This is a genomic window from Microcoleus sp. N3A4 (assembly GCF_036701805.1).
GTDB lineage: Bacteria > Cyanobacteriota > Cyanobacteriia > Cyanobacteriales > Microcoleaceae > Microcoleus.
On record NZ_JAUBRJ010000077.1, the window covers coordinates 22,074 to 37,785 of the forward strand.

Here is a 15,712-nt window from a genome sequence, read left to right on the forward strand (position 1 = left end):
GGTGGGGCAACAGCAATTCGAGGGTGAGTTCAATTGCGATCGGTTGTGTAGCGGTTGCGATCGCTCAATTAAATCGCAAATAACTTCCAGGTAGTGTCGCAACCGCTACAGTGTTTCCCAACAGATCGAAAAACTCAACGCTATAACCTGTTTCTAGTCCTTCACCGTGATGCTGTTCTACAACTGTACCGATATCGCCAGCATAAAGTCCTTCTTCTGGAAGGTTGCACAGCAAGATGACATCAGAATAAAGTTTCATGAAGTGCTAAGAAGCTACTGCAAAATCCGTGTATTGCCGCATTCCAGGCTCGTGAAATGCCAACACAATATCTTCCTTGGGAACTCCTGCACGCACCAAATCCGTTGCAATCCCATCTTCTGTCCAGTCTTCTTCGATCCAGAATTTACCATCGCGAATCCGAACGTAAACAGTGATACCGGTAATGCGATCGCCCTTTGGCCAGCCAAGATTCATCCAGATGTAATGACCGTTTTGTTCGTCTACAATCAAGAATGTCTCGATGTCTTGTTGAGGATGGCGGCACAATTCTACATACTCGGTTAAAATACACTCGATTATTTTGGGATACTCGATTAGTTTATCCATTGCACAATTTTCTCTACTTCTGTATTTACGATAATTATTTTATAGATGACAAGCAGATAGTTTGGAATCTAACCAATGCAATCCCAATCCCCAGCTATTTCCACCAGGGACGATGACTCTTCTATGTCCTAACCAATATACAAAAGTATGGGGAAGATGACCAAGGGGAGCGCGGAGTTCATAGGTCATTCTACTATTAAATGAATCCCATTTAACGTATTCGCAGAATTTGTCATAATCTTTGCCCGCTTCTTGCCAAATAGACCTTTGTACTGAAAATCCGAAACGCTCATTTGAGTATTTTACCCAAAGTTGGTTAATTGTTTGGAGGTCTGTACAAGGAAAGTTTACCCAATCTGAATGCCCTAAATAGCCTAATTTTTCACAGCACGCTACCCAAAGTATAATTTGTTTAGTTTCGCAATCAGCTTCTTTAAACTTGCCCTCTGCTAAAAAATTGCGTAATTGAGTGTAATCAGCTCCGCTTTCTGAAGCTAGATTAAGAAATTGGTTGTCATAATTTAAAGATTGAAAATCACTCATGGTCAGCGCCTAAGATATTTTGAATATGAGATTATTTGACTTGAGCCGTATGAATTTGCTTCGCGCCCGCTTCGAGAAACCCATGCTTGAGTTAATTATAGTTTTGTAGGGTGCGTTAGGCCGTAGCCGTAACGCACCCATACTAATACTAGCTGCCGCCAATCCGGGCCACATCGCGAGCATTTTCTTCAAACGCAGCCGTCAGCGCATCATCACCGCTTAAACCCGATGCGATCGCCCTTTCAATAGCCTGCAACACCCGCTTGTAATCCCTCGGCATCACCTTCACAAACACCGGCACCATCGAGTCCCAATTTGCCAAAACCTGCGATGCTTTCGCACTTCCAGTCAAATCAAAATGAGTCTGAATTAACTGCCGCAAATCGCTAATTTCCTCAACATCCTCCAGTTTTTCCAAATCCACCATCGACATATTGCAGCGAGTTGCAAAATCCCCCGCTTCATCCAAAATGTAAGCAACACCGCCACTCATACCCGCTGCAAAATTGCGCCCGGTTTCGCCCAAAACCACAACTTTGCCGCCTGTCATGTACTCGCAACCGTGATCGCCCACACCTTCAACTACTGCATTCACGCCGGAGTTACGCACCCCAAAACGTTCGCCCGCCATCCCTCGGATGAAAACCTCACCAGCAGTTGCGCCGTAAAGCACCACGTTACCGACAATCACGTTTTCCTCCGCGACAAAGGTAGAAGCTGGCGACGGATACAAGATAATCTTGCCGCCGCTGAGCCCTTTGCCCAAATAGTCGTTAGCTTCGCCTTCGAGCTCCAGGGTGACTCCCTTGGGCACGAATGCGCCAAAGCTTTGTCCGGCGCTACCTTGGAAGTGCAGGTGCACCGTGTCATCCGGCAAACCTTCCCAGTTGCGTTTGGTGATTTCGTTGCCGAGAATTGTGCCGACAACGCGGTTGACATTGGTAATCGGCAGTTTGGCGTGGACTTTTTCGCCATTTTCGATCGCACCTTTGCACAAATCCAACAACACAGTCATATCCAGGGACTTTTCCAAACCGTGATCCTGCGCCATCTGACAGTAGCGCCCGACATCCGCCCCAACCTCCGGCTGATAAAGGATTTTCGAGAAATCCAAACCCTTAGCCTTCCAGTGTTCCACAGCTTGCTGAGGTTCCAAAACATCAGTGCGGCCAACCATTTCATTCAGCGTGCGGAAGCCCAACTGCGCCATAATTTCCCGGACTTCCTGCGCGACGAAGGTCATAAAGTTTACCGTGTGATCCGGGTCGCCGGTAAAGTTTTTCCGCAGTAGCGGGTCTTGGGTTGCAACACCCACCGGGCAAGTGTTCTGGTGGCACACGCGCATCATGATGCAGCCCAATGTCACCAGCGGCGCGGTCGCAAAACCGAATTCCTCCGCACCAAGCAAGGCAGCAATTGCTACATCGCGGCCGGTTTTCATTTGACCGTCAGTTTCGACAACAATGCGCGATCGCAAATTATTCAAAACCAGCGTTTGATGAGTTTCGGCCAATCCCAACTCCCAAGGTAATCCCGCGTGTTTGATCGAAGTTTGCGGCGAAGCGCCTGTACCGCCGTCGTAGCCGGAAATCAACACGACATCGGCGTGGGCTTTCGCAACCCCGGCCGCGATCGTCCCGACTCCAACTTCCGACACGAGTTTCACGCTAATCCGCGCTTCCCGGTTGGAATTTTTCAAGTCGTGAATCAATTCGGCCAAATCTTCGATCGAATAAATGTCGTGGTGAGGAGGAGGCGAAATCAAACCCACACCCGGAGTCGAGTTGCGTACCTTGGCAATCCACGGGTATACTTTTTTACCCGGCAACTGTCCGCCTTCTCCGGGTTTTGCGCCTTGCGCCATCTTGATTTGCAGTTCCCGCGCTTGAGACAAATACAAGCTGGTAACGCCGAAACGCCCGGAAGCAACTTGTTTGATCGCGCTGTTTTTCGAGTCGCCGCGATCGTTCGTCCAAGTGTAGCGTTCCGAGTCTTCCCCACCCTCGCCGGTGTTCGATTTGCCACCAATGCGGTTCATCGCGATCGCCAGAGATTCGTGGGCTTCTTGAGAAATCGAACCGTAACTCATCGCCCCAGTTTTAAAGCGTTTGAGAATAGATTCTACGGGTTCAACTTCCTCAATGGGTATCGATTCCCGCTGCTTGAATTGCAACAAACCGCGCAAGGTAAAATGCTGCTGGTTTTGTTCGTTTACCAGCCCAGAATACTGTTTGAAAAGCGTGTAACTGCCCTCGCGCACCGACTGTTGCAGCGCGTGAATTGTCTGCGGACTAAACAAATGCGCCTCGCCTTCTTTCCGCCACTGATATTCGCCGCCGACATCGAGAGTATGTCCGCTGGATGGACGGTCTGGGAATGCGTGAGTATGGCGTAAAATTGCTTCTTGGGCGATGACTTCGAGGTCTACACCTTCAATCCGCGATGCCGTCCAAGCAAAGTATTTATCGACTACGGATTTGTTTAAGCCGATCGCCTCAAAAATCTGCGCGCCGCGGTAACTTTGAATTGTGGAAATCCCGATTTTCGAGGCCACTTTCGTCACGCCTTTAGTTGCAGCTTTGACGTAGTTTTTGCAAGCTGTTTTGTACTCGACATTTACCAGCAATCCTTCGCGGATCGAATCGGCGATCGTCTCGAAGGCCAAATACGGATTAATTGCACCGCAACCGTAGCCGATTAAAGTTGCAAAATGGTGCACTTCTCGCGGTTCGCCGGATTCGAGAACAAGTCCCGCCCGCGTGCGCGTACCCTTGCGAATCAAGTGGTGGTGCAGGCCTGCAACTGCCAGCAGCGCCGGAATCGGGGCTTTGTCTGGATTGACACCCCGATCGCTCAAAATGATGATATTCACCCCAGAGGCGATCGCGCTGTCTGCTGCTGCAAAAACCTCTTCTAAGGCTTGTTCGAGACCTTTTACCCCTGTTTGGGGGTCGAACAAAATCGGCAGTGTAATCGACCGGAAATTGCCCTCATTTACGTGTTTGAGCTTAGCTAATTCTTCATTGCTGAGAATCGGCGTTTTCAGTTCAATCAAATGACAGCTTTCCGGTTCTGGTTTGAGCAAATTGCGTTCAGCGCCGATCGTAGTTTCGGCAGAAGTTACAATTTCTTCGCGGATAGAATCGATCGGCGGATTGGTAACTTGAGCAAACAACTGCTGGAAGTATTCATAAAGCAGTTTTGGGCGGTTGGAAAGCACTGCCAGCGGCGTATCCGCACCCATCGCGCCGACAGCTTCCACGCCATCTTTCGCCATCGGCGCTAACAGCAACCGCAGTTCTTCAAAGGTATAGCCGAAAGCCATCTGCCGCTGGATCAATGTTTCGGGGTGGGATTCGGCCAATGCCGGGGCATCTTTCAGTTTGGCGATTTCGACCATGTGCTGGTCAATCCACTGGCGGTACGGGTGTTCAGTGGCGATTTTGGTCTTAATTTCTTCGTCAGAAACGATGCGGCCTTCCTCGGTATTTACTAGGAACATCCGCCCCGGTTGCAAGCGGCCTTTTGAGACAATTCGTTCTGGGGCGATCGGCAAAACTCCGGCTTCCGATGCCATAATTACCAAGTCATCTTTGGTAACGCAGTAGCGGGAAGGGCGCAAACCGTTGCGATCGAGCACAGCCCCGATCGAAGTACCGTCAGTAAAGGCGATCGAAGCCGGCCCGTCCCAAGGTTCCATCAAGCAGGAATGGTATTCGTAGAAAGCCTTTTTCTCGTCACTCATGGACTCGTGGGCTGTCCAAGGTTCGGGAATCATCATCATTACGGCGTGCGGCAAAGAACGCCCGGCCAAATTCAGCAATTCCAAAGCATTGTCAAAAATCGTCGAGTCGCTGCCTTCGATATTGATTAAATTGGGGATTTTCTTTAAGTCATCGCCGAATAGTTCCGACTCGAACAGCGATTGCCGCGCGTGCATCCAGTTAATGTTGCCGCGCATCGTGTTAATTTCGCCGTTGTGAGCGATGTAGCGGTAAGGGTGCGATCGTTCCCAACTCGGAAAAGTATTGGTGCTGAAGCGCGAGTGAACCAGGGCTAGAGCGCTTTCCATGTCGGGGTCGTGCAGTTCGGGATAGTAATCTCCCACTTGCACCGGCATTAACATACCCTTGTAGACGATCGTCCGGCACGAGAGAGTGGAATTGTACCAGTAGGGGTCTGTGTTAGTCCTGCGGATGGCGTTGTGAGCCCGTTTGCGGATGACGTACAGTTTCCGCTCGAAAGCCGCCTCGTCAATACCGGAGGCCCGCCGGAGGAACACTTGCTGCATGAAGGGTTCGCTAGATTTGGCGGTGTCGCCGAGGGACGAGTTGTCGGTGGGAACATCCCGCCAGCCGAGCACTTCCTGGCCTTCTTCTGCCGCGATTTCCTCAAAAATGCGCTGACCGTTTTCCCGTTCAGTTCGATCGGGCGACGAGTAAATCGCGCCGACGCCGTACTCGCCGGCTTCGGGAAGTTCGATGTTTAGGGCCGCGGTTACTTTCTTCAGAAACTTGTGGGGCACCTGCATCAAAATCCCCGCCCCGTCTCCGGTGTTGGGTTCGCAGCCGCACGCGCCCCGGTGGTCGAGGTTCAATAGGATTGTCAGTGCCTGCTCGACAATTTCGTGGGATTTGTTACCTTTCATGTGTACGATGAATCCGACTCCGCAAGCGTCGTGCTCGAACTGCGGATCGTACAGGCCTTGCTTTTGTGGCAGTCCGTTGCTGTTCATTTTGATGCTCCTGTCAAAGTGGCGAAAAGATGTCGATCTAGAGTAGAGGATGGGATGCCGATCGCTCTAGTATCATGTATTATATGTGGATCTACTCAATTGGGTAGAGCCACCAAAAAATCCCAGCTTATTCGATCCGAGTAAAAAAATAGTTAAAGCCGATCGCTTAACTATGGAACCCGGAGGTTAAAGATTTATGCTTAAAGACTCTTCAATTATGTGAATTATTAAACCGCAGAGGCCGCAGAGAGCGCAGAGTCAGAGAAGAGAGATGAGTAATTCCGATACCAACTCACATCTTGCACCATTGTTAATAAGCCTTTCAAAGGCGGGCAAGATGCCCAGCCCACAAAATTTACTCTCTGTGGAACAGGCATCTTGCCTGTTCTTGAGAAATGAGTTTATCGCATTGTTAATGCGACTGTATCCTCAGCGTCTGGGTGACATTCTCCACCAGCATTTTGCCTTCTCATCCGCGATGAACCTTTCTGAAAAATTGCAAAAAGTCGATCGACTCAAAGCCTGGTTAGATAGCTTTCGGCCGCTTTCTCCCACCCTGGTTGCAGAATTGAAAAAACTCTACGACGTTCGGTTTACTTATCACTCCAATGCGATTGAGGGAAATACTTTGACGCAGCGCGAAACCGAATTAGTCTTAGAAACCGGCATCACTGTGGGTGGCAAAACTTTGCGCGAACACCTAGAAGCGATCGGACATCGAGATGCGATCGACTACATTGAAATGCTAACGCGATCGGACACCGCGATCGGTGAATGGGAAATTAAACAAATTCACAACTTAATTATCAGGGCGATCCTCTTCGAGGGCTTCGCTAACGCCCCGGAGGAAGCTGGACGCTATCGGCAGTTAGATGTCAAAGCCGCCGGTACCGAATACCTCTATCCGCCTCATTATTTGCTTTCGGGTTTGATGCCGGAATTTATCGAATGGCTCAACAGCGATAAAATCAAATCGTTACATCCGCTAGAGTTTGCAGCCGAAGCACATCTTCGCTTGGTTTCGATTCATCCGTTTCGCGATGGTAACGGACGCACCGGGCGGTTATTGATGAATCTCCTGCTGTTGCGGGCGGGATATTCCATTGTCATTATCTCTAACCAGGTGCGTGCTGCCTACATCGATGCGATCGCAGAAGCACAGCAGCATGGTTCTGGGATTCATCCGCTGCTCGATCTTATTGTAGATGCGGCCCGATACTCGCTGATCGAAACCTTGCAAATCCTAGCAACCGCCAGCGATAGCCTGGGTCAAGGCCTGCCTTTCTATCAAGAGATGCTAGCAGTTTTGCAGCAGCAGTCTCAATAGCTGGATTAGGATTCACCTTTAATCAATATTCAAGAACCAGCGCCCTTTCTATGAAGATTTGATGTAGATTGGGGCGATCGCGAATACCGGGTAACAACCGCTGTGATGATTTTGCTATGGTGGTCAAGGTGGGTCGATCGGGCAAAGCAGACAAAAGTGCAAAAATCTACAGTCCGCTAAGCGGTTCGCGCGATCGGACTTAGATTTTAAGGATAAATTAGTTAATATCACAATCCAACGTCGTTTACCAAAGGATTCAGCAAGCAATCCTCAAGGAGTGAAAATCATGGTTCAGATTCAAGAAATTTCTCAAGTATCTACTCTGCACGCACCTGCTGCACCCAACGAAATAGCCGCTACAGAATTGCGGCCTTGGGGTTCATTTACGACTCTAGAAGAAGGCCCAGGATATAAAATTAAGCGGATCGAAGTTAAGTCTGGACACCGCCTCAGCCTGCAAATGCACCACCACCGCAGCGAACACTGGATTGTGGTTTCTGGTACTGCAAAAGTTACTTGCGGCGAAACAGAAATTGTTCTGTTTACCAATCAGTCTACCTACGTTCCTCAGTGCACTTCTCACCGCCTGGAAAATCCGGGAGTTATCCCCCTGGTTTTAATTGAGGTGCAGAATGGCGAATATCTCGGAGAAGATGATATTATCCGCTTTCAAGACGATTATGCTCGTAATGAAAAGGCTAAGTAACTCAAGTTGCTAAAGATATAGCGGTAAGGTGCGCTGCGGCGCACCCTACATTCTCCGGGTAAGGTGCAGGGCTTCGTGCACACTCTAAATTCTCAAAACTCAACACTACTCCCAAATTATTACCCATTACCAATTACCAATTACCCATAATGATTCATCTGAGCAAAACAGCAGCAACAGAAGTAACGCGGCTCAAGTCGAAGCATCCCAACCCCAATGCTTTATTTCGTCTGGGCGTGGAATCGAGCGGCTGCTCCGGTTTGTCTTATACAATGGCATTTGACGATGCGCCAGCCGCAGAAGACGCTGTATGCGAGTCAGAGGGAATTGAAGTTGCGATCGACCCCCAGCACTTAAAATATCTCAATGAGCTCACCTTGGATTATTCAGAAGACTTGATGGGCGGAGGTTTCCGATTTCACAATCCCAATGCCGCCCAAAGCTGTAGCTGCGGCAACTCCTTTTCTGCTAAGGAATAACCAACCTGTAGGGTGCGTCATTCGATTTTAGATTTTAGATTTTAGATTTTGGATTGACCCCACGGATAAATTCGGGGGCTTGAGGATTTGAGATGCAAGGATTTTGGATTGATTCCACGGATAAATCCGGGGGCTTATACCATCAATTTATTGATGGTCAGTTGCAGATAATTATTCAATTCTTTAATCTCAAATCGATTGACGCACCTGACAAAATAAGGAATAACCAACCTGTAGGGTGCGTCAGTTGCAGATAATTATTCAATTCTTTAATCTCAAATCTCAAATCTCAAATCTCAAATCGTATGATGACGCTCAAAGACTTAGAAAAAGTCCAAAAAACCTTCAAAGAAGCTGGTTAAGACTACCCAGTTGAACTAGAAAGCGGGAGGATTGTCATTGTGGGCCCGTCAGATACTGTATCTAGCGAAAAGCGAAATACAGCATATTCCAGGTTGATGAAGTACAGTAGCCACTATATTTATATTGTGTGATGTTAATATGTAGGGTGCGTCGCTGCGACTTTTTAAATGGAACTTGCAGATTGACTCTGAAAGCGACGCACCTTACTACAAGATTGTGTGTACTATAGCGGTTCGAGCGAAAGATTCGCGGACGTTGTTGGGCCCCGGCCCTCAAGCGTCTGGGTGGTTATGTAAGCTGTCAGTCATACCTCATCTTTTTGAGAAAGGCTATATATATACATGGAATATGCTGTATGTCACAGCGTCGAGTCAGTGGGATGTGGTGGATGGCTGGCGCGATCGGCGACAAAACGGCGGTATAGTTATTGATATCGAATCTAATGATATTATCGTTAGGGGATTGTCAATGCCACACTCACCGCGCTGGTATCGAGACAAGTTGTGGCTGTTAAATTTGGGGAGAGGGGAATTAGGTTATGTGGATGATGATGTGCAGGTGATTCCGGCAGTTCTCGTGCCGATGGCGTTGGATTTTCAAACTGCAGAAATTGCTCAGTTAATTACTTTGGAACTTTAACCGCAGATGTCGGCGGATATAGGCGGATGAACGCAAATTAAGATACAGTTTGTTTCGTTACCTCGACATAAATATGTTCTAACCGCACGGGATACCGAGCGATTGAGTCAATAGAAATCCCGTCGAAGCGCAAAATAATATCTTTTAATTCTAAACGTTCGGGCAGCCAAAAAGCCAAATCGCTACCGTAGCGGCGGGGAATGAAATTGTATTTTTGAGCGCGGGCGATAACTTCAGCTTCTTCGTCGGTTTTTACGACGATGATTTCTTGAGCCGGAATCAGTTTTTGCAACTCCTCCAAACTCCCCTCCGCCACAATACTACCATTCTTTAAAATTCCGATTCTCTGACAAAGACGCTCAGCTTCATCCAACAAATGAGTAGTCAGCAAAACTGTAATTCCTTCCGATCGCAAACGTTGAATTAAATCCCAAATTTCATAGCGAGCCTCTATATCCAAACCCGTTGTCGGTTCGTCTAAAATTACTAACTTAGGTTGGTGTACCAATGCTACCGCAATATTCAAACGGCGCTGCATTCCTCCGCTCAAAGTTTCTACTGGGCTCTTAGCTCGATCTGTCAAATTTACTGCTTTCAAACAGTGCCTTACTTGATAGCGCCGCTGCTTGCGCTCTAAGCCGTAAATTTGAGCAAAAAAGTTGAGATTTTCTTCGCAGCTCAGGCTTTTGTAAAGCAAATTTTCTTGAGGAGCTACACCTATTAACAATTTGGTAGCTGCGGAAACAGGTTCGCCATTGATAGAAACTTTGCCACTGTCCGCATTTAACAAATTGCATAAAATATTGATAGTTGTAGTTTTTCCAGCACCGTTTTGCCCCAGCAAACCGTAAATTTCTCCAGCTTGAATGTGCAGAGTTAAATCTCGAAGCACTGAACGTTCGCCGTAGGATTTATTGAGTTTTTCTATTTCCAACACTGATTGAAATCTCCCAATTTTTAATTATTTTAAAGTACATTCTTTCATTTTTTCCGCTTCCGCGATCGTTAAAGTCTTCTTTCCACTCTCAACATCCGCCGGTAAGACAGCCATCCGGCTACTATCATCAACATAGCAAAGATGCACAAAAACCAAAAGTGTTCGGCAATACCAGCCAAGTCTTTTCCGCCAGCCCATACGCCCATCAGGGCTTCATTCATGTGATAAATGGGATTGTATTTGGCAATTTCCAGCAAACTTTTGGGAAACAGCGAAGTCGGCAAAAATGCGCCTCCTAAAATCAACAAAGGAACGCCGAAAGCTGCTACTAGCGAGTTGACATCTTCAGTGCGCCTCGCAAACTGCGTGCCGAGAATGAATCCGACTCCTACGTAAGCTACAATACTGAGCAGAATAATCGCACATCCTAACAGAATTGAACCTTGAAATTGTGCTCCCAAAAAAGAGGCGATAGCGTATACTAAAATTACCTGACCGATGCCGATACAACTGTGAGCAATAAAAATTCCTAAAAAGTAAGAAGTGCCGCTCAAGGGCGAAATAAACAAGCGTTTGAGAGTGTGCTGTTCTCGTTCTGAGACTACCGTTGCTACGCTACCGCCGAGACAGCTAAAAAATAAAGCCGCTCCTACTAAACTTGCAGGGGCCGCTGTTTCAAAGGCTTTTGCTGTTGTCAGTTGCGCGCGTTCTGCTAAGATTAAGGCGTTAATAATCAAGATAGAAATCGGAAAGATCGCCCAAAAAATTAAACTGCGTCTTCGCCTTCCCAATTCTATTAAAATTCGCTGCGCTACAGCGAGGGTTTCATACCAGTATTTCATCTTAAGTTTGTTAGCATTGTTAGTGTCTGGCATCAAAAAAGAAAGTTAATAGCCTATGATACAGCCATTACATAAGCTTGTCAAATAACAGTTCAAAATGTACACCATTGAATTAACATCAGAAGCTGAAAACGATCTTAAGTGGTTCGACAGACGCGATCGCAATATCATTGTAGACGGAATCCAAACCAACCTGAGCTACGAGCCAACCGTCATGACAATGAATCGAAAACCTTGTCGAGATGACGGTACAAAAATTGCCGATTGGGAATTGCGTATCGAGTATATTACAACGTAGAAGAACAAGTCCGTGTAGTTGCGATCGAACGGATTGGTGAAAAACCCAATAATACTGTTTTTTTTCGCGGTCAAGAGGAGGAATGACTATGTTATGGACTTACCGCGTATTTCACGATCTAGACGGTTATTGTATCCGTATCGTGTATTACGAACGCGACAAGACGCTTATCGGTTATCAAAAAGAGCCTGCGATGCCTACAGGCGCAACGGCTGAAGATTTATTTCAAGAAATCGAAGCGTTTAAACAGGCATTTGAGTTGCCTATCCTGACGATGGAGGAACTTGACGCTGAACTAGCAACCCGCCCTCCGCAGCCAAAGAAAGATCGGAGTCAAAACAAAACGCTCGATCGAGTAATCGCCGAATTAGACTCGGAAATTCTTACTTAATCGCAAAATTCGTACCTCTGTAGCATCCTTGAAAAGAAGTTAAACTGGTGCGGTTTCCCTGTTCCAATTTAGTCACGAGGGAAGAAGTATTGCTACTTTCAGCGGTAGCACCCCACTTGTAGATAAAGTCGCCGATATAGTTTCCGGTTTCTTCGTAGCTGTGCTCTTCAATTGGAATTCCAGAAACTCCTGAAACAGTTTGCTTGTGGTATCCGTTAACGATGATTTTTTCGATAACTGCGCCCGGTTCTGCGGTAATGTTCCATTGCACCGGTTCGTAGGCTGAAAGTGCGAGAATTATTGGCTTGTTTCGGCGTTCTACTTTGACTTCGATCCTCTCCGAGGGCTTCGCTAACGCACTTTTAGATAAATCTCGGTTCTTGTGATCCGCATTAGCTTCGTAAACGCCTATTAAGTGAAGTTCTTTATTTCCGCTTGACGAACCGACATAAGCTGAAAAATCGTCGGAACCGCCAAGCCCGCAGTTGGCGGCAGAACTAATTGGGGAAACAAAAGCTGTTTTTTCGGCTAGTTTCTGCTGCACCGCAGGCACTACCCACAATCCGGTTCCGATGCCTAAAGCACCTATCAAAGCGGCCGCGATACCGAAAGGAAGGGCATTTGTGAGGTGGCGAACAACTGGTTTTGCTGTTAGTTGAGATAGCGTTTGCTGCCAAGTTTCACCAGTTTGTCGATCGGCATTCCCGCCATCGAGACAGGCCAATAAACCTAAACTTTCCGGCTGTTCGAGCAGACTTTGAACAGTTTTCCCTTCGCCGACGTAGAGATTTCTAGTTGCTGTGTCTAAAAGCAGCCAGTAGCGATCGCCCTCGCCGAGGTTGTACTCTTGTACCGCAGGATCGACTAAATCGTGCTGCAAAAACACCAGCCAAGCCATATTATTCCCAGTGCCGACTGTTTTGCCGTCGCTGGAAATAAGTTGGTCGATGTCGGGTTCCCAGCGCCAAGCTACCCAGCGGCTGTCTCCTCGATAACCGAGGGATTTTTCTAGTTGCGGATGAGCGGTTATTTCTAAGCGTTGAACTAAGTTTGACACTAGATGTCCTCCTCAAGTGCGATCGGGTATAGAGCAATTTTGTTTAAATTTAAAACAAATATTTTGCTCGTGAAGAGCCTCCGAATAATCGGGTTAATTTTGTCTCGCTAATGTTATCAGCCGGTACTTTCCCAACCACAGTGGCTTAACAAAAATATGCCTGTTGAATGGTTTTGCTTGAGAACTTGGAGCTGGCGAGCATCCGCCTGGTAATAATTTTAACCTTTGCTGATAACTAATCCTGTTACGGATTAAAGCTAGCTATCTATCACTGCTTCTACCTGGTTGTCCAGTTTTGAAAGAGTGCTTGGCTGATAGCGCCTACAAGTTCTTAGCTTAACTTTTATTTCGCTAGTCTGCTACAAAATATGCCGATCGCCCCTGAGAGCAATATTAAGCAAGCAAATAAATATTCCGGCTTTCTCGCGGGTGAAATATCCCTGAAAAAGAGATGGTTTCAGAGAAACCCGGTTTCTGTGAAAGTTCTGACACTTCGCCGATTATTGGCGGGGGCCATCAATCGCATCTCTAGTTGGTGCAACACCTCCAGGGCCAAAGGAACTCGGCGGCACTCTCGGAAGATTGAGATTGGGATTGGGAACTAAATCGCTGTTGCTGTCGCCAGCAGTTCCACCCGTGGGAGACGCACTATTATTGGGAGTGGTATAGGGCGAACTTCCCGGATTGAGATTATTGGGATTGGTGGTTGGTGAAGTTCCCGGATTGAGATTATTGGGATTGGTATTGGGCGCAGTTCCCGGATTCTGATTATTCTGATTGTTGGGATTTGCCGTGCCTGCTGGAGTAGTTATCGGCGTGCCGACAGCATCTCTGGTGACGCTGTTAGGGTTCGGGGCAGCAGCCGGATTGCCCGCATTGGGGTTATTTGCAGGAGCATTGGCGGGGTTGCCGGCAGCCGGAGCAGTGTTTTGGGGAGCAGCATTGCTGCCGCACAAGCTGACTAAATCAAAAGTTGTGCCGCCTGGAGTTTCGATGAAGCAAACCGGCACATTTACTTGGGGGTTTGAGGCTCTGGGAAAATCGGCTGTTCCCGGCATGGGACGGCTAAAGGCAGCTTCAGCCATCAGTGGGGTCAAGGCAGCCGATAGAGCGGCGATTGTTCGCAATAATCTCATCAGCGTTTCCTCAAATATTGAAGTTTATTTTCTCCAGTATTGCCCATAAAATGCCAAGTGTCGTCACTCTAAAAGCCGATCGATCTTTTTGACAACTGCTTCTACAGGGCCACCGCTGGCTAAAACATCTCGCGCTGACAGAAAGTACAGGTAGAAAAAGCCGAGAGTGCCACAGTCGCGCATCCGTTGCCCTTCTTCCTTGATATTTTTAGTACCGAATTCGCGGGTCAATGTAAGCATTCAAAATATCAATTACAATGCTGGCAATTACGACAATTCCCGCAAAAAACACCACAATACCTTGAACAGTTGGATAATCTCGCAAGCTAATCGCTTCGTAAAGGCGATTTGCCAGCCCCGGCCAAGAAAAAGTAACCTCTGTTAAAATAGCACCGCCCAACAGTGCAGCAAAAGTCAATCCCAAGACAGTAATCACCGGAATTAGCGCATTTTTCAGAGCGTGAGCCCATAAAATCTGCAATTCGGGAATGCCTCTAGCTCTAGCTGCTTCGACATAATCTGCTTGCAAAGTTTGCTTGAGATTCACCCTGACAATGCGCTCGAAAATGCCGCTCAAAAGAATGCCCAGCGTCAAACTCGGAAGTGCCAAATAATGCAAAGATGTGAGAAACTGACCGGGGTTAGCGCTCAGGAGACTGTCAATAGTGTACAGTCCCGTGTAGCCTTCGGGAGCGGGGAATGTCACGGGAAAGCGAGTTCCCAAGGGAAACCAGCCCAACTGCACCGCGAAAATCAACTGCAAAACCATGCCGGCCCAAAAAGCCGGCAGCGAGTAAGTGATAATGCCAAACAAACGGCCGACAGCATCGAAAATAGTGTTGGGGCGGGATGCTGCCAGGGAACCGATACTGATGCCGACAATTAAAGCTACGGCCATGCTACAAACTGCTAATTCCACTGTAGCGGGGAAATAGTCTCCGATAATTTGCCACACGGTTTGTCCGCGAGTGGTGATGGAGGTTCCCAAGTTCAGACTGAATAAGTCTTTCATGTATTTGAAATATTGCTCCCACAGGGGTGCGTCGAGGCCGAGTTGGGTTCGCATTGCTGCTTTGACGGCTGCGGGAGCTCGCGAGCCGAGAATGGCATCTATGGGGTCGCCCGGAGTGGCCCGCAACAATAAAAATACTGCTGTGGTGATTGTCCACAACATTAGCGGTGCGAGGAGCAAGCGGACAAAAATATAAGATTGCAGGGCTTTTGAACGAGACATAATATTTGGGAATTGCGAAGAAATCAGTCATTAGTCATCAGTCATTAGTCATTAGTCATCAGTCATCAGTCATCAGTCATCAGTCATTAGTTGTTAGTTGTTAGTTGTTAGTTGTTAGTTGTTAGTCATATGTTCAAGGCCAAAGCGTGTCAACTTAACGTTAAACGTAATACCAGTTTGCTGTCTGACGATTAGGGTTCGAGATCCCTGGCGTTGATAGTCGGGGGAACCGGAAACGTCTTCAAGTCCCCCGACTATCAGGGGGATGCGAGGGGGATCTAGACTCGGCTATCAGAGATACAAAGGTTTTTAGGCTTAAGTTGACACGCTTTGGTTCCAGGCATACAGCATATTCGGTGGTTCGTGAAGTACACTATAAAGCTATATTGTGCGGTACGTGTTATGTAGGGTGCGTCGC

Annotated in this window: 16 protein-coding genes; 6 read left to right on the top strand and 10 right to left on the bottom strand. The window is 47.6% G+C overall.

The window, feature by feature from the left end; translation table 11 throughout:
- Positions 1-64: 64 nt before the first annotated feature.
- The 4 genes from QUA56_RS30345 to gltB form a co-directional block, all read right to left on the bottom strand.
- Positions 65-259, bottom strand: a complete 195-nt coding sequence (locus QUA56_RS30345) for a DUF4926 domain-containing protein (protein WP_333365772.1) — start codon at positions 257-259, stop codon at positions 65-67.
- A 6-nt stretch (positions 260-265) separates the two neighbouring features.
- Positions 266-607 carry a XisI protein gene (locus tag QUA56_RS30350; protein ID WP_333365775.1) on the bottom strand — a complete coding sequence of 114 codons (342 nt, stop codon included), beginning with the start codon at positions 605-607 and terminating at the stop codon, positions 266-268.
- 39 nt (positions 608-646) lie between these two features.
- Positions 647-1,150 (bottom strand): GUN4 domain-containing protein, encoded by a 504-nt coding sequence (locus QUA56_RS30355; protein WP_190693291.1) that lies wholly within the window; start codon positions 1,148-1,150, stop codon positions 647-649.
- Between the two features lie 148 nt (positions 1,151-1,298).
- Positions 1,299-5,885 carry a glutamate synthase large subunit gene (gene gltB / locus QUA56_RS30360; RefSeq protein ID WP_333365778.1) on the bottom strand — a complete coding sequence of 1,529 codons (4,587 nt, stop codon included), beginning with the start codon at positions 5,883-5,885 and terminating at the stop codon, positions 1,299-1,301.
- Between the two features lie 337 nt (positions 5,886-6,222).
- On the opposite strand from gltB, the gene QUA56_RS30365 reads away from it, so the two are divergent.
- From QUA56_RS30365 to QUA56_RS30380, 4 genes are all read left to right on the top strand, one after another.
- Positions 6,223-7,212, top strand: a complete 990-nt coding sequence (locus tag QUA56_RS30365) for a Fic family protein (protein WP_333365780.1) — start codon at positions 6,223-6,225, stop codon at positions 7,210-7,212.
- Positions 7,213-7,498: 286 nt separating this feature from the next.
- Positions 7,499-7,918 (top strand): phosphomannose isomerase type II C-terminal cupin domain, encoded by a 420-nt coding sequence (locus QUA56_RS30370; protein ID WP_333365783.1) that lies wholly within the window; start codon positions 7,499-7,501, stop codon positions 7,916-7,918.
- A 149-nt stretch (positions 7,919-8,067) separates the two neighbouring features.
- Positions 8,068-8,397, top strand: coding sequence for an iron-sulfur cluster assembly accessory protein (locus QUA56_RS30375; RefSeq protein WP_333365786.1), 330 nt, complete (start codon positions 8,068-8,070; stop codon positions 8,395-8,397).
- 537 nt (positions 8,398-8,934) lie between these two features.
- Complete coding sequence (locus QUA56_RS30380; protein WP_333365789.1) at positions 8,935-9,399, top strand: DUF4915 domain-containing protein; 465 nt, start codon at positions 8,935-8,937, stop codon at positions 9,397-9,399.
- 37 nt (positions 9,400-9,436) lie between these two features.
- Here the strand turns inward: QUA56_RS30380 and QUA56_RS30385 are convergent, their stop codons facing one another.
- Positions 9,437-10,336, bottom strand: coding sequence for an ABC transporter ATP-binding protein (locus QUA56_RS30385; RefSeq protein ID WP_333365792.1), 900 nt, complete (start codon positions 10,334-10,336; stop codon positions 9,437-9,439).
- A 68-nt stretch (positions 10,337-10,404) separates the two neighbouring features.
- Complete coding sequence (locus QUA56_RS30390; protein ID WP_445242963.1) at positions 10,405-11,211, bottom strand: ABC transporter permease; 807 nt, start codon at positions 11,209-11,211, stop codon at positions 10,405-10,407.
- Between the two features lie 64 nt (positions 11,212-11,275).
- Here QUA56_RS30390 and QUA56_RS30395 point away from each other — a divergent pair, with 64 nt between their 5' ends.
- Positions 11,276-11,476, top strand: a complete 201-nt coding sequence (locus QUA56_RS30395) for a hypothetical protein (RefSeq protein ID WP_333365794.1) — start codon at positions 11,276-11,278, stop codon at positions 11,474-11,476.
- A gap of 88 nt (positions 11,477-11,564) precedes the next feature.
- Positions 11,565-11,867 (top strand): hypothetical protein, encoded by a 303-nt coding sequence (locus QUA56_RS30400; RefSeq protein ID WP_333365796.1) that lies wholly within the window; start codon positions 11,565-11,567, stop codon positions 11,865-11,867.
- Here the strand turns inward: QUA56_RS30400 and QUA56_RS30405 are convergent.
- The 4 genes from QUA56_RS30405 to QUA56_RS30420 form a co-directional block, all read right to left on the bottom strand.
- A complete protein-coding gene (locus tag QUA56_RS30405; protein ID WP_333365799.1) occupies positions 11,860-12,924 on the bottom strand; it encodes a hypothetical protein in 1,065 nt (354 codons plus the stop codon). The two genes, QUA56_RS30400 and QUA56_RS30405, sit on opposite strands and share 8 nt — an antisense overlap.
- A 500-nt stretch (positions 12,925-13,424) precedes the next feature.
- Positions 13,425-14,060, bottom strand: a complete 636-nt coding sequence (locus QUA56_RS30410; RefSeq protein ID WP_333365802.1) for a hypothetical protein — start codon at positions 14,058-14,060, stop codon at positions 13,425-13,427.
- Positions 14,061-14,123: 63 nt separating this feature from the next.
- Entirely contained in the window at positions 14,124-14,300 is a 177-nt protein-coding gene (locus QUA56_RS30415; RefSeq protein WP_333365804.1) for a hypothetical protein, read from the bottom strand.
- Positions 14,269-15,294: an ABC transporter permease gene (locus tag QUA56_RS30420; protein WP_333365807.1), complete on the bottom strand. Its 1,026-nt coding sequence runs from the start codon at positions 15,292-15,294 to the stop codon at positions 14,269-14,271. Before QUA56_RS30420 ends, QUA56_RS30415 begins: the two co-directional genes overlap by 32 nt.
- Between the last annotated feature and the right edge of the window lie 418 nt (positions 15,295-15,712).